This window comes from Ochrobactrum sp. AN78, from assembly GCF_029909885.1.
Classification (GTDB): Bacteria; Pseudomonadota; Alphaproteobacteria; order Rhizobiales; family Rhizobiaceae; genus Brucella; species Brucella quorumnocens.
This window is the reverse complement of sequence record NZ_JASAMU010000010.1, coordinates 1-21,422: the sequence shown is the minus strand read 5'-3', so window position 1 is coordinate 21,422 and position 21,422 is coordinate 1. Positions and strand designations below refer to the sequence as shown.

The window sequence follows — 21,422 nt, the reverse complement described above, 5'->3', positions numbered from 1 at the left end:
CGAGGCTTCCGCGTTTGTTGTTTCAGTCGTCGTCACAGATAGATCAGTTCAGCACACCCTTTTTAGGGTCTGGTGGGAACGCAGCATTGGCTTCCTCACCGCGCAGAAGCTTCAGCGCTTCGTTGAGCTGAACGTCATCCTTAGTCTCAAGCGGAACATAAGCTGCCGAACCCGATCCCTGATCGTCTTCAGCATTGCCCTTGATGTGGCCCTTGAGCTCGGACTCACCGCGAACAACATCCTCACCGCGCAGTTCTGGCGGCAATGGCTGTTCAACCTTGATGTCCGGCGTGATGCCCTTGCCCTGGATCGACTTGCCCGACGGCGTATAATAGAGCGCTGTCGTCAGACGCAGCGAGCCATTTTCACCAAGCGGGATGATCGTCTGAACGGAACCCTTGCCGAAAGACTGCGTGCCCAGCACGGTCGCACGACGATGATCCTGCAATGCACCGGCAACGATTTCCGAAGCACTGGCCGAGCCGCCATTGATCAGCACGATCACTGGCTTGCCATCAACAAGATCACCCTTGCGCGCGTCAAAGCGGGTTACATCCTGCGGGTCACGTCCACGGGTCGAAACAATTTCACCCTTATCGAGGAACGTGTCTGAAACAGCCACGGCCTGATCAAGCAGTCCACCTGGATTGAGGCGAAGGTCGAGCACATAGCCTTTGAGCTTGTCGCCCGGCAGCTTCTCCTGAATGTCCTTGATCGCCTTCTTGAGATCTTCCGAAGTCTGCTCGGTGAAGGAAATCACGCGCAGATAGCCAACATCATTCTCAATCCGCGAGCGAACCGCCTTGACCTTGATCACAGCGCGATCGATCTTGAGCGTGATAGGCTTATCAGCACCCTGACGAATAAGTGTGAGCTCAATCGGCGAACCGATTTCACCGCGCATCTTTTCAACGGCGTCGCTGAGGCTCAGTCCACGGACTTCCTGTCCGTCGATCTTGCTGATCAGATCGCCCGCGAGAACACCGGCCTTGGAGGCAGGCGTATCATCAATCGGCGCGATGACCTTCACAAGATCATTGTCCATTGTCACTTCGATACCAAGACCACCGAACTCACCTTTGGTCTGCACGCGCATATCCTGCGCGGCTTCCGGGTTGAGATAGGAGGAATGCGGATCCAGCGACGTCAACATGCCGTTGATCGCGCTTTCGGTCAGCTTCTTGTCATCGGGCGGCGTCACGTATTGCTGACGCACACGCTCGAAAATATCACCGAAGAGTGCAAGGTCCTTATAGACATCGCTGTCTTTCCCCGCTGCCGCAAAGGCAGTGGAAGCAGGCGCGCCCTGAACCATCACCATGGCTGACGCCCCCATAAGGGCTCCGGCGAACAGCAGCGACAGTTTACGTATCATTTTGTGTCCTTCCAGAAAGCCGTTCAGTCCACCACGGGGCCGGATCAACGGGTTTTCCATCCTTTCGAAACTCAATGTAAAGCAATGGCGCGCCATTGCCCACCTCTATCGGTGCAACACTTGCGAGAAGTTTTTCACCCATTGCGCCGACAGGTTCACCCGCCAACACAAACTGACCTTGCGCCACATCGATTCGACCCATGCCAGCCATCACGATATGATATCCGCCGCCAGCGTCCAGGATCAAGAGCTGCCCATACGATCTGAATGTACCTGCATAAAGCACAACGCCATCGGAAGGTGACGTAATCGTGGCAGCGGGCAAGGTTTCGACCACCTGCCCCATCATGTTGCCGCCAACACCATCCTTTTCAGCAAAGTGTCGGATTGTCTTGCCCGCAGCAGGCAATCCCAACTTTCCCTGCAATGATGCAAAGTCGATCTGAGCATGCAAGCGGTTCTCGCCAGGCGTTGCTTCTCCGGCCTTTTCTTGCGCTTTTGCAAGACGTTCGGCTTCCGCCTTGCGCGCAGCATCAGCCGCATCCCGGACCCCTGCCATCTGCTCATCGAGCCCGTCGATCAGTTCCTTGATGCTACCCGCCTTGGCCGCAAGTTCTTCCGAACGCTTGCGCTGTGTCTCTATTTCCTGCTCGGATTGTGCCTGCAACTTCTTCTTTTCTTCAAGAAGAAGTGATTGACGCTTCTGCTCTTCGGCCTGCGCAGTGCGTGTTTCCTTGAGCTTGTCCTGCTCTTGAGTAATCGAGGCCGTGACACGCTGCATATCTTGGAGATCGCTTGTGAGTTCTTCCACCTGCTCGCGCATTTCAGGCACAACCGCGCCAAGCAGCACCGCACTGCGTACCGATGCCAAGGCATCGTCGGGCCGTACAAGAATGGCAGGCGGCGGGTTCAAACCCATCCTTTGAAGGGCTGCCAGCACTTCAGCCAGAATGCTGCGCCGCGCACGCAAGGAATTGCGAATGCCGTCTTCCTGCTCACGCAAGGAAACCAGCTTGTCGGCACTATCAGCAATATCCTGCTGCAATTTCTTGTCAGTCTTTGCAGATTGGATAAGTGCTGCCGTAATCGTTGCCTGGTCTTTCTTAAGGTTGGCTACCTCGTCTTCGAGCTGCTTCAGCTTGTCGCTTGATACCGAGAGTTCGGTGCTGAGCTGCTCATATTCACTTGCTGCCTTGTCACGCTGCTGCTGGATTCCTTCCTGCGCAAAAGCCAGCGTTGCGCCCGACGTAAGCGCAGTCGCAACAAGGCCAGCCCGCATCAAGGCAGACAGCAAAGACTTTTTTGGAAGGCGAAAAGGACTCATGGCGCGCTATATCAGGAACAAACAAGGCCAAAACTAGCCGCATACTGTTAACGAACCATCAACCATAACCCGGCAGAGCCGATTATAGCCGTCATGACGCGAGCTGTTCCATCAATTCGATACGATTCCCGAATGGATCGGAGATATAGCATCTTGCATAACCAATCAGCGGTTCATCGTCGACAACAGAGACACCGGCGGCGGTCAGCGTTTCGATCAACTTTGCCAGCTCCTTAACAATGAAGGCCGGATGCGCTTTGCGGGCGGGAACAAATTCGGGATCGATACCGAGGTGAATTTTCAACGAACCTCGCTCAAACCAGCAACCACCTCTTACCGCCAGATTTGATGGCTTCGGCTCTTCAGGAATTCCCAGAAGTCCTTCGTAAAAAGCACGAGCTTTTTCTTCTTCGCCCTTTGGCATCGCCAGCTGTATATGATCGAGCCGAGTGATATGCATCCGTGCTTGTCCAACCATTGTTCGTGGCAGTATTAGGCAAGAAGATTACTCAAAGGGCAAGGTCAGGGTATTTGCTCGCATATTCCTGCATTTCACGGCGATAGCGCCAGACGGCTCGTGCGCGACTTTTCCAAAGATCGCGGCGCGGTCTTTTCCACGGTTTTTCCGGGCCATGGAAATGCACGATAATATCCGGAACCGTCTTGCTTTCCTCGGCGTCTCCACCAAGTCGGACAATATGTCTGCGTTGTCGGGATGCATCGCGCCATGAAGAATTGTAAGCCGGATTGATAAGATGCACACGACCACGAAACACATTATTGAGGTGGTCCTGATCACCTAGCGGGAATGCCGAAGCTCGAACGAGATCGTGCATTGCTTGATGTAGTTCTGGCTCGGCGCGGATCGCATCTGTATCAAGCAGCAAGACACCGGCGTTAAAATAGCGCGATATATCGGTCTGCTCCATCAGTCCCTGTAACTCGCTTACGCGAACCAGACATTTATCGCGCACTTTAAGACCGCGCGCCGACCACTTCGCCACGACGCAATCACGTACTGCACCAATCGGACAACCATTGAGATTGAGCGAGAAAAGCGGTGCAACATCACCGACGACCTGAGTATCGCCGTCGATATAAAGAACGCGACCAGAAATTCGAGCTGGAATATGCAGACGCCCCATCGTTGCAGCTGAAATATGTGCGGTCGGCCCCTTGGCGCCATCCAGATCATCGGCCGACAAAGCGAGGCAATTAAGTGTAACAGCCGGATTTGTCATCGCAACACGCCTGACCGCGTCCCAGTCCTGGTCGCTAAGGCCGTCACCCCAGAAATGAATGATACCCGGTAGGGTCAAGTGACGGAGCACGCCCCACATAGCCACAAGAGTGGGTTTGAGAAAGCCGCTATCCGTCACGAAAGCGATCTGTGGCAACGTCTCGGTAAGTGAGTTATGTGACATGGTTTTCTGCAGGTGATGCAAGAGGCAGTTATAAAATCGGCCAAAAAACAGGGCCGATTTCGCCACCTATTTGAAAAACATGAAAGAACTAGGACCGATGATACGGATGGCCTGCAAGAATTGTTGCAGCACGATATAATTGCTCAGCTATCAATATACGCGCGATCTGATGCGGCCATGTGAGCTCGCCTAGCGCCAGAACCAGATCTGCGCGCGATCGTAACGAAGGATCGTGCCCATCCGGGCCGCCAATGGCAACAATCAGCTGGCGCTTGCCATCATCACGCATGCGGCCAATGCGTTCAGCAAAAGATTCTGAGCCGAGCGCTTTGCCGCGCTCGTCGAGCAGGATAAGGGCTGCCCCGTTATCAAGTGCTTCATTGATGCGCTGTGCTTCTTCGGCCTTACGCAGATCAGCTGTTTGTCCGCGGCTTTCGGGTATTTCATTCACACCCGCAAATTCGAGCCCTAATGGCGGTCCCGCCTTGGAAAAGCGGTCGAAATAACGCTCGACCAACTCCCGCTCGGGGCCGGCTTTCATCCGGCCCACGGCCATCACACTCACACGCATAGTGCCCTCTTACGACTTGATCAGTGCACCGTTCCCGATGCGCGCTGATCTTCGGTATCGTCGTTGATCCAGATTTTTTCCAGATTATAGAAATCACGGATTTCCGGACGGAAAATATGGACGACAATATCGCCTGTATCGATGAGAACCCAATCACCGCCCTCGAGCCCTTCGACCCGGACATTCTTGCAGCCCATTTGACTGAGCGCCTGCAAAAGATGGTCAGCGACAGCCGTCACGTGACGATGCGAACGACCAGAAGCGACGATCATATAATCGCCGATCGAAGATCTTCCGCGAATGTCGATGGGGATAATGGATTCTGCTTTGGAGTTTTCGAGACTGGCCAAAGCCGCGTCGAAGGTCTGGGACACGAAAGCTGTTTCGTTCATCCCGACCGGTGAAGGCGCGTGGTGAGCCTTCTTCTCAATTGCTGTTCTCAGTGTAGTTCCTTTCCGACAAGAACAACGCCGTACGGCAGTCATAAGCACCGCACATACCTAAGATAGGCAGAGTCCCTGTATTCTTTCAAGAGTCTTGGCTTCTTTTGAAGCGCATCTTAGACGTAAAGTGGCTTTACACTTTTCGGATGTGCTCAAGACATCCTTCATTTGTTCGATTTTTGTTTACGCAGCGCACTTGAAGAAAGCGAAGAACGCGGCCCGTGAATAAACGTCCAGGCCGGTGGATTACGCCGTGCAAGGATCGGCGCGTAATGTTCATCTAGCCGGCTATCGGAAAATGTTTGCGCCATCCGTGACGACAGATAAGCCAAAGTCGAACCCGGCCGGTCGATCACTGCGATCGGGAAGTTCTGCGCAATCTCCCGCCAGCGCTGCCAGCGATGGAAAGAAGCCAGATTGTCTGCACCCATAACCCAGACGAAATGCACACCGGGATTGGCCTTGCGGATCAGCGCCAGAGTGTCGGCTGTGTAGCGCACATTGAAGGCTGCTTCCAGCGCCGTCACCTTGATGCGCGGATCGCTTGCGACATGCTCACTGAGCTCTAAGCGTTCAGCAAGCGGCGCAAGTTCCCGCTTGTCCTTCAGTGGATTGCCGGGCGTCACCATCCACCAGAGCTGATCGAGCTTCAGCCGCCGTATGGCGATTTCAGCGACCAGCGCATGACCACCATGCGGTGGATTGAACGAGCCCCCAAACAGGCCGACCGTCATGCCCTTTTCGACATGCGGCATGCGCAAATATTGCGCATCAACGTCCGGATAACTCGCCTTTAATGCGGAAAGCCCAAAGCCGAACCGCATTAGCACATGATCCCGAAAAGGGGGTACCGGTTTTCGGATACGATCATGTCGAGCCTAACCTCTAACCTGTCCGTTTCCACGAACACGATATTTGAAGGAGGTCAGTTGTTCGACGCCAACCGGACCACGCGCATGCATCTTGCCAGTCGCGATACCGATTTCCGCACCCATGCCGAACTCGCCGCCATCAGCAAACTGCGTCGAAGCATTGTGCAAAAGAATGGCCGAGTCGATCTCGTTGAAGAAGCGTGCAACGACATCCGCATCCCTAGCCACAACAGCTTCGGTGTGGTGCGAGGAATAACGGTTGATATGCTCAATCGCGCCCGAAACACCATCGACCAGCGCCACCGAAATGATTGCATCGAGATATTCGGTAGACCAGTCTTCTTGCGCGGCAGGCGTCGCGGCTTCATAAAGTGCGACGACTTCATCGCTGCCCCGAATTTCGCAGCCCTTCGAAGCCAGATCTTCAAGAACCGGCACCAGATGCGTTTGAGCCACCGCACGATCCACAAGCAAGGTTTCGGTCGCACCGCAAATACCGGTACGGCGCATCTTGGCATTCACAGCAATCGCACGCGCCATGTCGAGTTCAGCGGACTTATCGATATAGAGATGACAGATGCCTTCAAGATGCGCGAAAACCGGCACGCGCGCTTCCGATTGCACCCGCGCAACGAGGCTTTTACCGCCCCGTGGCACGATCACGTCAATCGCACCATTGAGACCTTTGAGCAGTTCGCCAACTGCCGCGCGGTCTGTAACCGGCACAATCTGGATTGCATCGGCAGGCAATTGAGCTGCCTCCAGTCCCGCAACCAGAGCCATATGAATAGCAGCCGACGAATGGGCGGAATCCGAACCGCCACGCAAAATCACGGCATTACCGGCTTTGAGGCACAATGCGCCAGCATCCGCCGTCACATTGGGACGGCTTTCATAGATCACGCCAATCACACCTAACGGCGTGCGAACACGCTCGATATGGAGGCCATTCGGACGATCCCACTCGGCAATCACTTCACCGACCGGATCATTCAATTCAGCAATAGCGCGAATGCCGTCAGCAATCGCCTGAATACGACTGTCATCCAGTGTCAGCCGATCAACAAACGAAGCTGCCATCCCGCTTTCCGCAGCATTGGCAAGATCGAGCTTGTTGGCTTCAAGAATAGCGTCTTTGCTTGCAAGGATGCTATCTGCAGCAGCAAGCAGGGCTTTGTTTTTCTGTTGAGGCGAAGCGATGGAAAGCGGAGCCGCTGCCTGTCTGGCTTTACGACCAACTTCTGCCATGATGGCTGCGATGTCAGTTCCGGCATCCACTTTGTTCAACATCCTCTTCCCCTTACGCTTCTTCCGTCTCGGTAGTGGTCACACCTCGTACCACCAGATCATTACGGTGGATCATCGCAGCGCGCGCATCATAACCAAGAATGGCACTAATCTCATCGCTTTTATGCCCAGCAATTTTGCGCGCATCGTCAGCATCGTAAGCAATCAGTCCACGCGCGATTTCGCGGCGCTCTTCATTCAGCACTGCAACCGTATCACCGCGCTCGAACTGACCTTCAATCTCTTTCACACCCGCAGGCAGTAGCGATCTTCCAGACTTCAGCGCCTTAGCCGCACCGGCATCGACCAATAATTTTCCAGCAGGTTCCAGATTGCCGGAAATCCAGGTCTTCCAAGCATTAACCGGCGCACGCGACGGCTCAAACAAGGTTGCGCGTTCTCCACGATCAATGGCTGAAAGTGGCGCCATACGCGTGCCGGAGGTGATAATCATCGCGGTGCCTGCAGCATTGGCAATCTTGCCAGCATCAAGCTTGGTCTTCATGCCACCGCGCGAAAGTTCGGATGCAGCCGCACCCGCCATAGCCTCAATCTGAGGAGTAATCGTTGTAACGAGCGGCAGAAACTGCGCGTTCGGGTCCTTGTGCGGAGGTGCCGTATAAAGCCCGTCAATGTCCGAAAGAAGGATCAGCAGATCAGCACCCATCATGGTGGCTACACGCGCTGCCAGACGGTCATTGTCGCCATAACGAATTTCGGTTGTCGCGACCGTATCGTTTTCATTGATGATCGGAACCGCGCCAAGTTTCAAAAGCGTTTCAATGGTCGCGCGCGCATTGAGGTAGCGGCGGCGCTCCTCGGTGTCTGAAAGTGTCACCAGAATCTGGCCAGACTTGATGCCGTGGCTGCCGAGCACGTCGGCATAAGCCTTGGCGAGCGCGATCTGACCTGCGGCAGCTGCCGCCTGGCTTTCCTCAAGCTTTAACGACTTTTTCGGCAGCCCAAGAACTGTGCGGCCAAGTGCAATGGCCCCTGAAGAAACTACCAGAACTTCCACCCCGGCACGCGCCAGATTGGCAATGTCCTGACCCAATGTCTCAAGCCAGCTCTGCTTGAGACCAGTTGATCGGTCCACCAGCAGAGCGGAACCGATTTTTATGACGATGCGGCGATAGTCTTTGAGTTGTTTCAGCATGCATTCATTTCCTCGCCGCACCGAAAGCGTATCCCCAAAAAGGGTGAAGTTGTTTTCGGACAAGATGCGCTTAAGATAATAATTTATCCTCAGTCTTCGGCTTCACCCGTACCCGCCTCTGCAGCCCGGCTCTTATCAATAACGCTTGCAAGCTGACGCAGCGTATCGTTCAGACCTTCATGACTGACAGCAGAAAGTAGCAACGGATCGCGCCCGCAGGCCTTTTTCAGTGCCTTGATCTTGATCTTGCGTGCATCCGGATCAAGCGTATCAATTTGCGATAGCGCTACAATTTCCGTCTTTTCAGCAAGACCGTGCTCGTAAGCTTCGAGCTCGCCACGAATAACGGCGTAAGCCTTTGCCACATCCTCTTCCTGCGCCGATACCAGATGCAACAGCACACGCGTGCGCTCGACATGGCCAAGGAAGCGGTCACCAAGGCCCACACCTTCGCTTGCGCCTTCAATAAGCCCAGGAATATCGGCAATCACAAACTCACGACCATCAACACGCGAAACACCAAGATTAGGATGCAGTGTGGTAAAAGGATAATCGGCAATCTTTGGCTTGGCCGCTGTCACACTTGCGAGGAATGTGGATTTGCCCGCATTCGGCAATCCGACCAGACCGGCATCGGCAATCAGCTTCAGGCGCAGCCAGATCGTGCGCTCGATACCGTCAAGGCCCGGATTGGCGCGGCGCGGCGCACGGTTTGTTGACGTTGTAAAATGCAGATTGCCAAAGCCACCATTACCACCCTTGGCGAGACGATAACGCTGACCGAGTTGAGTAATGTCACAAATCAGCGTTTCATTATCTTCTTCAAAAATCTGCGTACCAACAGGCACTCTAAGCACGACATCGTCGCCCTTGCCACCCGTCATGTTGCGGCCCATGCCATGCATGCCGGTCTTGGCCTTGAAATGCTGCTGGTAGCGATAATCGATCAGCGTATTGAGACCGTCTACCGCCTCGACCCACACATCACCACCACGACCGCCATCACCGCCGTCAGGACCACCGAATTCAAGAAATTTCTCGCGCCGAAACGAAACAGCGCCTGCACCGCCCGCGCCGGAGCGAATGTAAATCTTGGCCTGATCGAGAAATTTCATTGAACTTACCTCTTGTGACGCATCCGAAACTTGTATCGTAGCGCGTCTTAAACTTGGGACCGCACGCAATCTCGTGCAATCCGATTTGCAATTACAGCAAAACCCTTGTCCTGCAAACAGCTAGTGCTCCGATTCCGACATTTGCATCACTCCGCTGCAGGTAACGAACAAATGTCAAATTCAATCCACTCGACGACACTGGTTTTCAGCCTAAATTCTGTTTCCACGCAGGATCGCTGAAATCGATATAGAGCAGTTCCTGATCCAGATACTGCCCCTGCACGAAAAGCGACTTTGGCTCAACGCCATAGGATTTGAAACCAAGCTCATAATAGATGCGCTTCGCAGGCTCATTGGTCGCCACGACTTTCGCATCCAGTATCACGACGTGCTGCGCCGCGTGTTCGATAATCCGTTCAACAAGCGCCTTACCAAGAGCTAATCCACGTGCTTCCGGCGCAACATAGACACTTACCAGAGTGCCGCGATGCCGCTCCGACTTGCGCTCGTGCCGATAAAGCCCGGCAATGCCCATCAAGTTCTCGCCATCAAAGGCACCGAAAATAACATTGCCATTCACCTGTTCCAGACGACGTGCAAACACGCTGTCGGAATAGGCGTTTTCTTCATCAAAACTCGATCCGAATGCCTGCGGCGCAAGCTGTAGCGCCGAAAGTCGGATTGCCCGAAACCTGTGCAGATCGCCTTTGTCGAGTGCACGTAACGTCAGCCGGTCGCGGCTTAACGCGTGAATATCAATCATTTCATTCCCCGATCATTATCGGCCCTGTAACTGAAGCCACAGGGCCATTTTTATAATTATGACTGCCAGCTTCTCAGGCCGATCCAAGTCCGACGGTCAAGAACGTAACGTTCGACAGGAACGTTACCAACGGCAAGCGAATCCGACATGCCCATTCCGCTGAACTGGAAGCCGCACTTATGGATCACCCGTCTTGAACCGTCATTGCTGACACGGCACGAAACATGCAGCCGTTCTATAGGCGTTGCCCGGAAAGCCAGATCAATCAGCACGTGCGCGGCTTCGGTGGCAAAACCATGCCCCCAAAAGGGCTCACCGAGCCAATACCCGATCTCCAGCCCTTCGCCGTGTTTATGCGCGTGGATGCCACAACAGCCCATAAATATGCCAGTTTCAGCTTGGGTAATTGCGTAAATGCAATTGCCCATCTCGCCTTTTCGCACGCGCTCGACAAAGTCGACTGCATTTTCGCGGGTGTACGGATGAGGCATACGGGCGAGCATAGCGGAGACGCGGGTGTTATCGGCAAGATAGGAAATTGCATCCACGTCTTCAGTGTGCGGCGGGCGGAGCACCAGCCGTTCGGTAACAAGGACGGGGCAATCTAACTGATCTGCTAATCCGGGCGAGAGATCAGCATAGCTGTCCTCCCGCTCACTACAGCTCTCGTAATAATCTTCTTCTAAAACTTCGACGACCATTGTTCTGTCCTCCAGATGAAAAAAGGGAAGATGGTTGTCCCATCTTCCCTTCGATCTTCTGGCAGGTCGCCATATGTACCGGGTCCATGGGACGCCGGTACTTTATAGAGGTCCGGCTTACTCTGCTGCTTCCGCGATCGGATTGACCGACACGTAGGTGCGGCCGTTGGCTTTCGCGCGGAAAGACACCGAACCTTGGGTAAGCGCAAACAAGGTGTGATCCTTGCCGATGCCTACATTGGCGCCCGGATGCCACTTGGTGCCGCGCTGACGCACGATAATGTTGCCAGCGAGCACAGCTTCGCCACCAAACTTCTTCACGCCAAGGCGCTTCGACTCTGAATCGCGACCGTTACGCGACGAACCACCAGCTTTTTTGTGTGCCATTGGATTTCTCCTTTAATCTCTTCTACTTACTCAGCCGACTCAGCCTTGGCTGCAGCCTTCTTAGGCGCTGCCTTCTTTGGCTTTGCGGCTTCGCCTTCAGCGGCGTCTGCCTTCGGAGCTGCCTTCTTGGCTTCTGCCTTCTTGGAAGGCTTCGCACCATCGGTGAGGATCTCCGAGATACGGATAGTCGTCAGTTCCTGACGATGACCGCGGGTACGCTTGGAGTTCTGACGACGACGCTTCTTGAACGCGATAACCTTGCGAGCGCGGCCCTGTTCAACGACTTCTGCCGTTACCAGAGCGCCTTCAACAACTGGCGCGCCAATGGTCGAACCAACCATCAGAACTTCTGCAAATTCTACAATGTCGCCAGCTTCGCCAGCAACCTTTTCAACCTTGATCAGGTCGTTTGCGGCAACGCGGTACTGCTTGCCACCAGTCTTAATGACTGCGAACATTTGTTTTCCTTTCGGGTCGTTCGGTCCAGCTCTCATACCCAGCAACGCAAGCGCCTTGGGCACGGGCCGTCTTTTTATCAGTCGATTGATTTTGGAAGCTTCTCAGCCTCCTGATCAGAGCCCGGAAAACCGGAAATCTCCAATCAAAACAATAAGCGCGGACTACCCCACACATAAAGTCAGGTGCTTATAGATATGAGGTAGCGGAAAAGTCAAGAATTTTCGTCCCGGAATGCAAATTAGGTCTTGTCTAATTGTGTTTGGCCCGTTATTGAGCCGCTACACACTTAGCATTCGCTTTAGATGCTTACCGACGGCGCGATTTTCATAGATCGTTTTACCGTAGTGCACAATGCGGAGAGGTGGCTGAGTGGTCGAAAGTACCGCACTCGAAATGCGGCGTGGGGGTAACTCCACCGTGGGTTCGAATCCCACCCTCTCCGCCATATCACTTCAAGGTCGCGTGTTTTCCTGACAGGTATTTTCGGGCTTGCAGACCAGTCCGGCCTGCGCCAGCAGATCAGCCACGCCGTCCCGCGCGCCCAGCCCCTCGGCATCGCACAGATATTCCATGTGATCACTCAAGTATCCGGCCATCGGCGCACGCCAGTCCGGTGACGTTTCGATCATCTGTTCAGACGTATAAAGCAGATACTCGACATATGCCCCATAGGCGGTGAGCTCGGTCGTGCCTCTCAGCGAGCAATAATCGGCCTGCGCCAGTTCGGGTTTTTGCACCGTGAGATTTAGAAATTCCCGATATATCTCGCGCGCTGTCTGATCACGCTGTATCAGATCAGTCTGGCCGATCTGATACGGAATAATGACCAATGCGGAAAGCGCGGCAAAGGCCGTAGCTATTCCGCCCAACGCGGCCAAGGGCTCAGTATTGCGTCGCAGCCAGTTCCACATGATCAGACCTTGGGTTGCTCATGGGTAGCACAGTGGATGCCACCACCAACCTCGCCCAAGGGATCGATATTCAATGTAACAATCTCCCGACCGGGATAGAGTTTGCCAAGAATAGCCGCAGCCCGTTCATCGGCTTCCCGATCCCCAAACTCAGCAGCAATCACCGCGCCGTTACAAACATAGTAATTGACATAGGAAGACACGAAATCGCTGTTGCTCGAACGTATTTCATAAGGTTCCGGCAAAATGACCATATCCAGCTTGCGCCCCTCGGCATCGGTTGCTGCAGCCAGTATGTCATGCGTTTCAAAGGCGGCAGCCGACCAAGGGTCGTCGGGATCGATCTTATCTCCCATCTGGATCAGCAACTGTCCGGGCTTAACAAAACGGGCAAGCGCGTCGATATGATAATCGGTGATATCAGCACCAATAATTCCGGGTGCCCAGAGCATCTTTCTCGCTCCCATCGTGTCCAGCAACATCTGCTCAATTTCAGCTTTGCTGCCCCGGTTGCGGTTGGCATTGATGAAGCTGCTTTCGTGGGCTATCAGCGTGCCGTGTCCATCTGTTTCAACACCTCCCGCTTCCCCCACCAAACCTGCGTCGAAAACCTGCAACCCCAACCGTTCGGCTACCCGCGCAGCAATCTGGCCATCTGCGCCGTGGGTCTGCTTGTTACCCCAGCCGTTGAAGTTGAACTGTGTGACAGCCAGACCTCCCTTGCCATTGACAACAAAGGACGGGCCGGAATCGCGACACCACAAATCGTCGGTCGGAATGTCCCATAATTCAACTTTGCCGGAAACCAGTTTGCGGACTGCACGATGGTGCTGTGCCGCCGCTAGCATTACCACTGGTTCAAAATCCGCGATTGTGTTGGCGATTTTCGCTATAGTTATCTGAATATCATAAAGAAAATCGGGATCGTCATGCACAGCGGGATTCACCGGCCATTGCATGAAGGTGCGCTCATGTGGTTCTGTTTCTTCAGGATACCAAAACCCAGCAGCACCAGCCGACGAACCAGCAGCCTTACCCAATCGTGACTGCATCGACATACCAACTGCAGCTGCAGTGGCGCCCAGCCAGATTTGGCGGCGTGTAATCATCATATCACCATGAAAACTAAAATATGTATTTAAGAATTCTTGAATATAAATTAGGGCCGCACGTAAACACTGTCAACAGACGCAAATCCAGAGGATGCTGGCACGTCCGCAGATGCGGAATACCCTTGAAATGCGACGTGAGGGAAACTCCACCGCAAGTTTTAATCCCGCCACCTTTCTATTGAAGCCAATATTCCAAAGACAACGCATTCTATTCGCCCGATTTAAGCTGCACCGCTAACTGACAATTTCCAATACAGGCCAAGCTTGCGGCATCTCCATCTAGATTAACCTGACGAAGTGATCCGCAACTGTTTGTGTATGATACATACCCCCCTGCCATCCGGCTCGTCGTGCAGTTGCCGATAGCGGAGTGCGCGGCTTGAACATCTCTGGTGACTGTAAATCTGCGGCTAGATAGAATATCGAATATTCCTTAGTGGGACTGACGAGAACCAAAAATAAGGGAAAATAAATAGAAGACAGCATCCTGTCGTTCTGAGGTCCCCATGCAGCACACCCGATATGCGAGATTCCGTTACCGAAACCTCAAATATTCTTCTGGGCAAATCGATCAAATGCTTTGAGGAATTCGCCTAAGAACTTTGCCGTATCAGGCATAAGCTTGCCGCTTTCATCAACGAGTTTATCAACATGCGCGAGATAAGCCTCGGGCTGTTGCAAGGTCGGCATATCGAGGAATACCAGCGATTGCCGCAGATGATGATTGGCGCCAAAGGCAGAAATATTTCCCGGCGAACCGCTGATAATCGCTGCAGGCTTTCCGCTCCAGACACTCTGACCGTAAGGACGCGACCCCACATCGATTGCGTTCTTCAAAGCACCCGGCACAGATCGATTATATTCTGGTGTCACGAAAAGAACGGCATTTGTCTTACTCACTTCTGATCGAAACCGCATCCATTCTGCGGGTGGCGTATTCTCATCTAGATCAGGATTATAAAGCGGCAAATCGCCGATCTCAATGCTCCTTAGAGTCATGTCCTTCGGCACAACGGAACTCAACCCCAAAGCCACTCGGCGATTAAACGAATCTTTTCTCAGGCTTCCAACCAGAACAGCTACATTCAACTGTGACATTCGCTTTCTCCCTTGTTGCAGCAATACGAGCCGTTTCAAAACACACTCGCCTTATAAGCTAAGACAGCACACAACAATTGACAGCAGAAACTCAACTCTGATCAAAATTCAATTCGGGATGGGCCGCTTTTCATGCCCGGCTGATAACAACGAAATGTCGTCTTTCCCGCAGCCTTAGCAGAATAAAGCGCCGTATCCGCATTGATAAAGACACTGGATGCAGAATCTCCTGATATCTCTGCTATGCCAATTGATGCTCCGAGCTTTAACATTTTATTGCCAAACTTTATCGGTTCACAGAGACGTTCAATTATGATTTGTGCAAGCTTTTCAGCCGCTTCTTTATCATAAGAGCTCGGCGCGATAACTGCGAACTCATCTCCACCTATTCTGAAAATACTGTTGCCTGTGTGATTTATTGCACTAAGGCGCTCACCCATCGTCTTGATACACGCATCACCAGCGAGGTGACCATAATCGTCATTTATACTTTTGAACCCATCCAGATCGATAAGCAAAAGAAATCCAGATTTGCTGTCGATGGCCGCATATTCCAACGCTGAAGTCAGTTTTAAATGGAACTGGCTTTTATTGGCCAGTCCCGTCATTTGATCATATTCGGCGAGATATATGATGCGGTCAAACAAAGCTTTCTGATCTGTGATATCTTGCTTCATACCAAAAATTCGAACCGGCACGTTATCCTGACATTCGATAGAAGCCGTGATCCGTATCCAGCGCTTGTTACCACGGAATGTTGTTATTTCGGCTTCCAGTGTGAAACCGCTGCATTCTGCTATGGCACCCGACCTGCGCTTTTGTAGCTCCTGCCGGGAACTCTCGGTATAGCAATCCAGTGTCTGAGATCGGTTAAGCGGCGCGCCCCGTGGAAGCTCAAATATATCATAGACATAGTCTGACCACGTCAACGCCTCGTCGGGTAATGTACACTCCCAGATACCGATTTGAGCGACAATAGAAGATTGCCCATATATTTTTTTGAAGTGTGAAAGCGTTTGCGCCTGCTCATTGATGAGCTTTTCTTTGTTTTCTAAGTCGAGCCGCAGCCGCTCCAACTCGTCTTTCAACTGGCTCAGCGCAGCGTCATCCTTGATGGACATTAATATTCTCTACTGTTGCAGCAACAATGACAGTCATACCATCATATCCGAAAGGATCCGTTTATTAAGGTACTGCTTATGAAGATAAACTATATATGAGTCATGCTCAACGACGCGGCAAATTCGTTATCGACACTAACTCTCAGCATAGCTCACTCATGGCCAAACCGCGCCAGTTCAGCATACTCAATTACGCGGTCTTCGCGCTTCTCGTAGAGAGCCAAACCATGCTAGATGACCGACATGAGTGTGTTGTCTGATATTTCTCCCGTTTATAATCCGCCGCTAGAGCCGTATGTTTCGATCATCCATCGCGATGCGGATATTCTGGTTCTGGATAAGCCAAGCGGACTGTTATCCGTGCCCGGACGTCATCCGGCGCTTTCTGACAGCCTGGCCACACGCGCCCAAAAACAGTTTCCAAAAGCTTTGATGATCAATCGTCTGGACAAGGACACGTCCGGTCTCGTGCTCATGTCGCTCAATCGCAAAGCCCACGCCGCTATTGCAGCGCAGTTTGAAGCGCGCACAACAGAGAAGCGCTACATTGCCGAGGTTTGGGGTCGGGTGGAACAAGACGAGGGACTGATCGATCTGCCACTGGCAATCGATCCGGACAATAAACCGCGTCATCGGGTCGATCTTGATAACGGCAAGCCAGCCCAGACACGCTGGCAGGTGCTGGAACGTCATGAAAAGAGCACGAGGATTCAGTTGTTTCCGCTGACCGGTCGTACTCATCAACTGCGCGTTCACATGAAAGCGCTGGGACATGTTATTCTCGGTGATGAGTTTTATGCCGAAGGTGAGGCACTTGGCGCTGCAGACCGCTTGCTTCTTCACGCAGAAGTAGTCGCTTTCCATCACCCGGATGGTCGGCATGTGCAATTCACGGCCCCTTGCCCTTTCTAACAATGGCTATGTTTCGGAAATACCCATGTCGCAGAAAATAGACACATCGGAACTGGTTGTTGATTTTGTCGGCGGTGCCGTCGGGCATCGCTTTCGTTCTGGCGAGGGGCGCGGACAGGCTCTGGCAAAGGCGGCGGGTCTTGTAAGTGGCATCACGCCAGACATCGTGGATGCAACAGCCGGTCTTGGCCGCGACGCTTTTCTGCTCGCCGCACTGGGGGCGAAAGTAACGCTGATAGAGCGATCAGAGAAAATGCACAGTCTGCTGGCTGAAGGGCTGGCGCGCGCTGCAGCTGAAGGCGGTCAGTATGCGGAAACCGTGGCGCGCATGACGCTATTACATGGCGATTCCTGCCTGCTGATACCGGAATTGAAGCCAATGGTCGTTCTGGTTGATCCCATGCACCCACCGCGAGGGAATTCAGCACTGGTCAAAAAGGAAATGCGCCAAATCCGCGAGATCGTCGGCACCGACGCAGACTCTGAGAAGCTGATGCAGGTCGCGCTGGAGCATGCGCAAAATCGCGTCGTGCTCAAATGGCCCTTGCGTGCAGAGCCGATGGCAGGGCTACGCAAGCCCTCCCATCAGATTCTCGGTAAAAGCACCCGCTACGATGTCTTCGTGAAAGCAAAGATCGTGGCTGATTAGATCAGTGCCCTCAACTTGTTGAGATGCACGCATTAGAGCATTTCCAGTTTTCATTGAACCGCTGGAACTGCTCTATCAATCTGTTTTGCGCGCATCTTGTTCTGCAAAACCGCTTCGCACTTTTCGAGATGCGCATTACGCTCAATTCGAGCACTTCACATCATAAGACAGGACCGATGGCGTATCACCTACCGTTGTGACAGACAGGCTGTGGTCAGCATTCTTATAGGAGAAGCCGCAATAGCCGAAGCCGGTTCCTGAGCAGCCATCAACCTCGCTGATACCCATCTCTCGCAAACCCTTCGATATGATGTCCAGCTCATCCTTGCTTTCTTCTGGCTGCCAGCCATGTTCATTGAGCATGATACGCGCCAGACTAATCGGCAGTCGATAAATATTAGGTACCGTCACCTGGCCGGAACAGAATTTCTCTTCGCCCGGTAATGCGGTGATAATGATACCTTTGCCACCAACCAGCTTCACATCAGCAACCGGCTGCTGTACCCAGTCGCCGTCCCAAATGCGCAGGCCGTCGCCATTCTGTTCAACACGACCCAGACTGAGCGCGGCATTTTTGGCCGCATATGCAAGTGCAACAAGTTTGCCGTCTTCATAAAAGGCAAGATTGCCTTCCTTCAACAGGCACGATCCGCTCGTTCCTTGTTCCATGTCGGCCACGAAGCTGACAGCCTGCAGAGAACCAAGTTTCGCTTCACCGGTTACGGTCCAGCCCTGCTGTTCAACCGCGCGCGCCTCGACACTTGGAGTTTTGCTGGCTGGGGTATCACAGGATTCCGCTTCGTGACTCTTTTTCGGAACTTTCGGCAGTTCTGCTAAGCGCACAATATCAACACCACTGACCTGCGAAACGGGGATGAACTTATCGGGTTGAGTTGATGGGGTAGTGTGTGCTTGACCATTCGCAGAGGTTGCAAACGCCAATGTCATGCCGGCCACGAGAAGACGAGAGATCATACCATCCATTCCAAAATCGATATTCTTGCAGACGAAGCAGAGCATTGACTAAAGAGGCCCGGCCTGATTCCGGCACAAGATAGCAGCCAAACGTTCATTTTAAAGCCAAAACATTGGTTTTGTTGTTTCTTGACTGCAATTCAACTCAATCGTTCAAGATAGCGATTTGAATTGTTTGAAACTTGGAAGCATTATCGATGCTTGTGAAGCTGCAACACAGGCGAACCAGATTGAGGCCGGATGAAAAACACCATTGATCTGACGACAGCGCCTATCAATCAAGCATTGTTGCTCTTTGCTCTGCCCACACTCGGATCTTCGATCCTGCAATCAGCAAACGGCTCCATTGACACAATCTGGATCGGACAGCTGCTCGGGACAGATGCGCTTGCCGCGACCACCAACGGCAATCTGGTGATGTTTTTGCTAACAGCCTTTGTCTTTGGCTTTGGGATGGCATCAACTATTCTCATTGGTCAGTCTTTCGGACGCCGCGATATAGAAACAGCGCGCGCCATCACAGGCACAACGCTGGGCGCATTCATTCCGGTCAGCATCATAGTCTCAATCGTTGGCTGGTTTCTTGCGCCTTCTGTGTTGGGGCTTCTCGGAACGCCCGAAACCATCGAGCCATTGGCGCGCGCCTTCCTGCAGGTAACCTTCGTCGCGATGCCTGCCATTCTCATGCAGACCATTCTGATGATGGCGCTGCGCGGCAGTGGCGATTCCATGACTCCGCTCATGTTCATGGGTCTCGCCGTCATCCTCGACATAGCACTTAACCCGCTGCTTATTCTTGGGATCGGTCCTATTCCCGCGCTCGGCATATCAGGCTCAGCACTCGCCACAGCCGTAGCCAATTATATCAGCCTCGCTGCCATGCTCATCTATGTCTATCGCCGAGATTTGCCTTTGCGTCTCAAGGGACAGGAGCTTTGGCTTCTGGTGCCAGACCTCAAGGTCTTGAAGCTGATTTTCAGCAAAGGACTTCCGATGGGTATCCAGATGATCGTGGTATCAAGCGCCATGCTGACAATGATGCGATTGGTCAATCAGGAAGGCGTCAACACGACCGCAGCCTTCGGCGCAACACAACAATTATGGACCTATGTTCAGATGCCAGCCATGGCGCTTGGCGCAGCGGTAAGCGCCATGGCAGCGCAAAATATTGGCGCAGGCAAGTGGGACCGCGTCAGCCGCATTACTCGCATCGGAGTTTTCTATGCAATCCTGATGACCGGTATTCTCGTTGTTGTTCTACTCACCGCGGACAGGCAAGCCATGCAGATATTCCTGGGTGCTGACAGCCCTGCCATTCCGATAGGTCAGCACATCGGCAAGATCGCAACATGGGGCTTTATCGCCTTTGGCGTTTCCATGGTCCTGTTTGGTACCGTCCGAGCCAATGGCCAGGTTATGTGGCCGCTTATCATTCTGTTTGTTTCGATGTATCCGGTGCGACTTGGTGTTGCCGTCGGTATGAGAGACTGGCTCGGACCGGATGCCCTGTGGCTCAGCTTCCCTGTTGCCATGCTTTCGACGATGCTTATGGCTGGCGCGCTTTATCTTCATGGGGGATGGCGCAAGAACGAGTCAATGCATGTCGATAAATTCGAACTGGAAGGCACGGCTGCAGCCACAGCTCAGACAGCTGAAGCTGCCCCTTCATCGAACGCCCTGACACCGAACCCGTCGCACGTTCCTGAGAATAGTTAGAGCTGCCGCACCGTCGTTTTCATTGAGTGTGTGCAAGCAAAGCTCAATTCATCGCTTCGGAATCAAAAAACCCGGCGACAGTTTGCCACCGGGCTTTGAGTGCTTAGAGCGCGTTTCGATCTGATTGGATCAGATCGGCACTCTGATTATCTGATTTAACGCGCATCTTTGTCCGAAAACCGTTTCACACTTTTCGGAATGCGCTCTAGAGCAGGCCTTCTTCTTTGAGGGCCTTTCGGGTGGCAGGGCGCGCCATGACGCGTTCGCGCAGAGCAAGGGCCTTCGGATAGGCCGTAAGATCGACCTTCATCATGAGGCCCCAACCGATGATGACGGATACATAGGCATCGGGTTGCGTAAAATCGGCCCCAAGCCAGAAGTCCTGGTCGCTCGAAAGCATCGTTTCAAGCTGCCCCATACGACGATTGATGGAGACAACCACTGTGGCCTTTGCTTCTTCAGCCAAATTGGGCGCAAACAGACCGCCGAACGCTGTATGCAGATCGCCGCAGAAGCCGAGCGCTTCCTGCAAACGGGCACGTTCAATCGTGCCATAGGCAGGCTTGAAGGCTGCAACATCAGAATGATCACCGATATACTGCAGAATTGCTGCATTCTGCGTAATCACGACACCGGATTCAACCTCGATAGCAGGTACTGCACCACGAGGATTGATTTTCAGGTAGTCGGCACCACTTGCTGTCTTCTTTTCCTTGAGATCGACCACTTCAAGGTCGTAGGAAAAGCCCGCTTCGCTGAGCACGATGTGGGGTGCCAATGAACATGCGCCGGGTTTGTAATAGAGCTTCATCACGGTCTCCGTTGAGATAGTTTCGCTTGAGCTTCTATCAGTTTGCCGCGGGGCGACAAAATTCTTTGCTATCACGATATTGGGATATGGATTTGCTGGCGTCGTGACTTTATTGGGATGACTTTGTCTTTCCCGGCTTTCACTGGCTTTAAACGCAAAAAGCCCCGTCGGAGACGGGGCTATTTCTGATTTGGTTGCGGGGGCAGGATTTGAACCTGCGGCCTTCAGGTTATGAGCCTG

At 53.1% G+C, this 21,422-nt stretch carries 23 protein-coding genes and 1 tRNA gene; 4 read left to right on the top strand and 20 right to left on the bottom strand.

Annotation, left to right across the window (positions count from 1 at the left end; genetic code table 11):
• Positions 1-43: 43 nt before the first annotated feature.
• The 14 genes from QBD00_RS17280 to rplU all read right to left on the bottom strand — a co-directional run bounded on the left by QBD00_RS17280 (position 44) and on the right by rplU (position 11,876).
• Positions 44-1,375 carry a S41 family peptidase gene (locus tag QBD00_RS17280; protein WP_095447429.1) on the bottom strand — a complete coding sequence of 444 codons (1,332 nt, stop codon included), beginning with the start codon at positions 1,373-1,375 and terminating at the stop codon, positions 44-46.
• Positions 1,365-2,699, bottom strand: a complete 1,335-nt coding sequence (locus QBD00_RS17275; RefSeq protein WP_412535042.1) for a murein hydrolase activator EnvC family protein — start codon at positions 2,697-2,699, stop codon at positions 1,365-1,367. Before QBD00_RS17275 ends, QBD00_RS17280 begins: the two co-directional genes overlap by 11 nt.
• A 91-nt stretch (positions 2,700-2,790) precedes the next feature.
• Positions 2,791-3,159 carry a VOC family protein gene (locus tag QBD00_RS17270; RefSeq protein ID WP_095447985.1) on the bottom strand — a complete coding sequence of 123 codons (369 nt, stop codon included), beginning with the start codon at positions 3,157-3,159 and terminating at the stop codon, positions 2,791-2,793.
• A gap of 49 nt (positions 3,160-3,208) precedes the next feature.
• The gene (locus tag QBD00_RS17265) at positions 3,209-4,123 is read right to left on the bottom strand and encodes a glycosyltransferase family 8 protein (RefSeq protein ID WP_191793428.1); all 915 of its coding nucleotides are present in this window, start codon (positions 4,121-4,123) and stop codon (positions 3,209-3,211) included.
• Positions 4,124-4,211: 88 nt separating this feature from the next.
• Entirely contained in the window at positions 4,212-4,694 is a 483-nt protein-coding gene (gene rlmH, locus QBD00_RS17260) for a 23S rRNA (pseudouridine(1915)-N(3))-methyltransferase RlmH (protein ID WP_191793427.1), read from the bottom strand.
• Between the two features lie 20 nt (positions 4,695-4,714).
• Positions 4,715-5,086, bottom strand: coding sequence for a ribosome silencing factor (gene rsfS / locus QBD00_RS17255; RefSeq protein ID WP_318580106.1), 372 nt, complete (start codon positions 5,084-5,086; stop codon positions 4,715-4,717).
• Between the two features lie 215 nt (positions 5,087-5,301).
• Positions 5,302-5,961: a nicotinate-nucleotide adenylyltransferase gene (locus tag QBD00_RS17250; protein ID WP_095447434.1), complete on the bottom strand. Its 660-nt coding sequence runs from the start codon at positions 5,959-5,961 to the stop codon at positions 5,302-5,304.
• A 54-nt stretch (positions 5,962-6,015) separates the two neighbouring features.
• On the bottom strand, positions 6,016-7,299 hold the full coding sequence (locus QBD00_RS17245) for a glutamate-5-semialdehyde dehydrogenase (protein WP_318580105.1): 1,284 nt from the start codon (positions 7,297-7,299) through the stop codon (positions 6,016-6,018).
• A 10-nt stretch (positions 7,300-7,309) separates the two neighbouring features.
• On the bottom strand, positions 7,310-8,452 hold the full coding sequence (gene proB, locus QBD00_RS17240) for a glutamate 5-kinase (RefSeq protein ID WP_095447436.1): 1,143 nt from the start codon (positions 8,450-8,452) through the stop codon (positions 7,310-7,312).
• A gap of 89 nt (positions 8,453-8,541) precedes the next feature.
• On the bottom strand, positions 8,542-9,567 hold the full coding sequence (gene obgE, locus QBD00_RS17235; protein WP_318580104.1) for a GTPase ObgE: 1,026 nt from the start codon (positions 9,565-9,567) through the stop codon (positions 8,542-8,544).
• A gap of 205 nt (positions 9,568-9,772) precedes the next feature.
• Positions 9,773-10,330: a GNAT family N-acetyltransferase gene (locus QBD00_RS17230; protein WP_095447438.1), complete on the bottom strand. Its 558-nt coding sequence runs from the start codon at positions 10,328-10,330 to the stop codon at positions 9,773-9,775.
• 56 nt (positions 10,331-10,386) lie between these two features.
• A complete protein-coding gene (locus QBD00_RS17225; protein ID WP_318580103.1) occupies positions 10,387-11,031 on the bottom strand; it encodes a GNAT family N-acetyltransferase in 645 nt (214 codons plus the stop codon).
• A 117-nt stretch (positions 11,032-11,148) separates the two neighbouring features.
• Positions 11,149-11,418, bottom strand: a complete 270-nt coding sequence (rpmA, locus tag QBD00_RS17220; RefSeq protein ID WP_094578302.1) for a 50S ribosomal protein L27 — start codon at positions 11,416-11,418, stop codon at positions 11,149-11,151.
• A gap of 26 nt (positions 11,419-11,444) precedes the next feature.
• The gene (gene rplU, locus QBD00_RS17215; RefSeq protein ID WP_095447440.1) at positions 11,445-11,876 is read right to left on the bottom strand and encodes a 50S ribosomal protein L21; all 432 of its coding nucleotides are present in this window, start codon (positions 11,874-11,876) and stop codon (positions 11,445-11,447) included.
• A gap of 356 nt (positions 11,877-12,232) precedes the next feature.
• On the opposite strand from rplU, the gene QBD00_RS17210 reads away from it, so the two are divergent.
• Positions 12,233-12,322: transfer RNA gene (locus tag QBD00_RS17210), tRNA-Ser, on the top strand.
• A 7-nt stretch (positions 12,323-12,329) separates the two neighbouring features.
• Here the strand turns inward: QBD00_RS17210 and QBD00_RS17205 are convergent.
• From QBD00_RS17205 to QBD00_RS17190, 4 genes are all read right to left on the bottom strand, one after another.
• A complete protein-coding gene (locus tag QBD00_RS17205) occupies positions 12,330-12,788 on the bottom strand; it encodes a hypothetical protein (RefSeq protein ID WP_191793425.1) in 459 nt (152 codons plus the stop codon).
• A gap of 2 nt (positions 12,789-12,790) precedes the next feature.
• A complete protein-coding gene (locus QBD00_RS17200) occupies positions 12,791-13,900 on the bottom strand; it encodes an agmatine/peptidylarginine deiminase (RefSeq protein WP_412535041.1) in 1,110 nt (369 codons plus the stop codon).
• A gap of 546 nt (positions 13,901-14,446) precedes the next feature.
• Positions 14,447-14,998 carry an NADPH-dependent FMN reductase gene (locus tag QBD00_RS17195; RefSeq protein ID WP_095447445.1) on the bottom strand — a complete coding sequence of 184 codons (552 nt, stop codon included), beginning with the start codon at positions 14,996-14,998 and terminating at the stop codon, positions 14,447-14,449.
• 101 nt (positions 14,999-15,099) lie between these two features.
• Positions 15,100-16,119, bottom strand: coding sequence for a diguanylate cyclase domain-containing protein (locus tag QBD00_RS17190; RefSeq protein ID WP_318580102.1), 1,020 nt, complete (start codon positions 16,117-16,119; stop codon positions 15,100-15,102).
• A gap of 243 nt (positions 16,120-16,362) precedes the next feature.
• On the opposite strand from QBD00_RS17190, the gene QBD00_RS17185 reads away from it, so the two are divergent.
• Both QBD00_RS17185 and QBD00_RS17180 read left to right on the top strand, forming a co-directional pair.
• On the top strand, positions 16,363-17,031 hold the full coding sequence (locus tag QBD00_RS17185) for an RluA family pseudouridine synthase (RefSeq protein ID WP_318580101.1): 669 nt from the start codon (positions 16,363-16,365) through the stop codon (positions 17,029-17,031).
• A gap of 25 nt (positions 17,032-17,056) precedes the next feature.
• The gene (locus QBD00_RS17180; protein WP_095447447.1) at positions 17,057-17,680 is read left to right on the top strand and encodes a class I SAM-dependent methyltransferase; all 624 of its coding nucleotides are present in this window, start codon (positions 17,057-17,059) and stop codon (positions 17,678-17,680) included.
• A 141-nt stretch (positions 17,681-17,821) separates the two neighbouring features.
• Here QBD00_RS17180 and QBD00_RS17175 read toward each other — a convergent pair whose 3' ends face one another.
• On the bottom strand, positions 17,822-18,655 hold the full coding sequence (locus QBD00_RS17175; protein WP_151096099.1) for a hypothetical protein: 834 nt from the start codon (positions 18,653-18,655) through the stop codon (positions 17,822-17,824).
• A gap of 240 nt (positions 18,656-18,895) precedes the next feature.
• Here QBD00_RS17175 and QBD00_RS17170 point away from each other — a divergent pair, with 240 nt between their 5' ends.
• Entirely contained in the window at positions 18,896-20,371 is a 1,476-nt protein-coding gene (locus QBD00_RS17170; RefSeq protein ID WP_095447449.1) for an MATE family efflux transporter, read from the top strand.
• Between the two features lie 205 nt (positions 20,372-20,576).
• On the opposite strand, the gene gst is transcribed toward QBD00_RS17170, so the two are convergent.
• On the bottom strand, positions 20,577-21,182 hold the full coding sequence (gst, locus tag QBD00_RS17165) for a glutathione transferase (protein ID WP_191793418.1): 606 nt from the start codon (positions 21,180-21,182) through the stop codon (positions 20,577-20,579).
• Between the last annotated feature and the right edge of the window lie 240 nt (positions 21,183-21,422).

Coding starts and splice junctions, on each gene's coding strand:
- proB (WP_095447436.1), bottom strand. CDS start 8,452: ATGCTGAAACAACTCAAAGACTATCGCCGCATCGTCATAAAAATCGGT.
- QBD00_RS17280 (WP_095447429.1), bottom strand. CDS start 1,375: ATGATACGTAAACTGTCGCTGCTGTTCGCCGGAGCCCTTATGGGGGCG.
- QBD00_RS17180 (WP_095447447.1), top strand. CDS start 17,057: ATGTCGCAGAAAATAGACACATCGGAACTGGTTGTTGATTTTGTCGGC.
- rplU (WP_095447440.1), bottom strand. CDS start 11,876: ATGTTCGCAGTCATTAAGACTGGTGGCAAGCAGTACCGCGTTGCCGCA.
- QBD00_RS17270 (WP_095447985.1), bottom strand. CDS start 3,159: ATGCATATCACTCGGCTCGATCATATACAGCTGGCGATGCCAAAGGGC.
- QBD00_RS17195 (WP_095447445.1), bottom strand. CDS start 14,998: ATGTCACAGTTGAATGTAGCTGTTCTGGTTGGAAGCCTGAGAAAAGAT.
- QBD00_RS17175 (WP_151096099.1), bottom strand. CDS start 18,655: ATGATCTCTCGTCTTCTCGTGGCCGGCATGACATTGGCGTTTGCAACC.
- QBD00_RS17205 (WP_191793425.1), bottom strand. CDS start 12,788: ATGTGGAACTGGCTGCGACGCAATACTGAGCCCTTGGCCGCGTTGGGC.
- QBD00_RS17245 (WP_318580105.1), bottom strand. CDS start 7,299: ATGTTGAACAAAGTGGATGCCGGAACTGACATCGCAGCCATCATGGCA.
- QBD00_RS17185 (WP_318580101.1), top strand. CDS start 16,363: ATGAGTGTGTTGTCTGATATTTCTCCCGTTTATAATCCGCCGCTAGAG.
- gst (WP_191793418.1), bottom strand. CDS start 21,182: ATGAAGCTCTATTACAAACCCGGCGCATGTTCATTGGCACCCCACATC.
- rlmH (WP_191793427.1), bottom strand. CDS start 4,694: ATGCGTGTGAGTGTGATGGCCGTGGGCCGGATGAAAGCCGGCCCCGAG.
- QBD00_RS17275 (WP_412535042.1), bottom strand. CDS start 2,699: ATGAGTCCTTTTCGCCTTCCAAAAAAGTCTTTGCTGTCTGCCTTGATG.
- QBD00_RS17250 (WP_095447434.1), bottom strand. CDS start 5,961: ATGCGGTTCGGCTTTGGGCTTTCCGCATTAAAGGCGAGTTATCCGGAC.
- rpmA (WP_094578302.1), bottom strand. CDS start 11,418: ATGGCACACAAAAAAGCTGGTGGTTCGTCGCGTAACGGTCGCGATTCA.
- QBD00_RS17230 (WP_095447438.1), bottom strand. CDS start 10,330: ATGATTGATATTCACGCGTTAAGCCGCGACCGGCTGACGTTACGTGCA.
- QBD00_RS17200 (WP_412535041.1), bottom strand. CDS start 13,900: ATGATGATTACACGCCGCCAAATCTGGCTGGGCGCCACTGCAGCTGCA.
- QBD00_RS17170 (WP_095447449.1), top strand. CDS start 18,896: ATGAAAAACACCATTGATCTGACGACAGCGCCTATCAATCAAGCATTG.
- obgE (WP_318580104.1), bottom strand. CDS start 9,567: ATGAAATTTCTCGATCAGGCCAAGATTTACATTCGCTCCGGCGCGGGC.
- QBD00_RS17225 (WP_318580103.1), bottom strand. CDS start 11,031: ATGGTCGTCGAAGTTTTAGAAGAAGATTATTACGAGAGCTGTAGTGAG.
- rsfS (WP_318580106.1), bottom strand. CDS start 5,086: ATGAACGAAACAGCTTTCGTGTCCCAGACCTTCGACGCGGCTTTGGCC.
- QBD00_RS17190 (WP_318580102.1), bottom strand. CDS start 16,119: ATGTCCATCAAGGATGACGCTGCGCTGAGCCAGTTGAAAGACGAGTTG.
- QBD00_RS17265 (WP_191793428.1), bottom strand. CDS start 4,123: ATGTCACATAACTCACTTACCGAGACGTTGCCACAGATCGCTTTCGTG.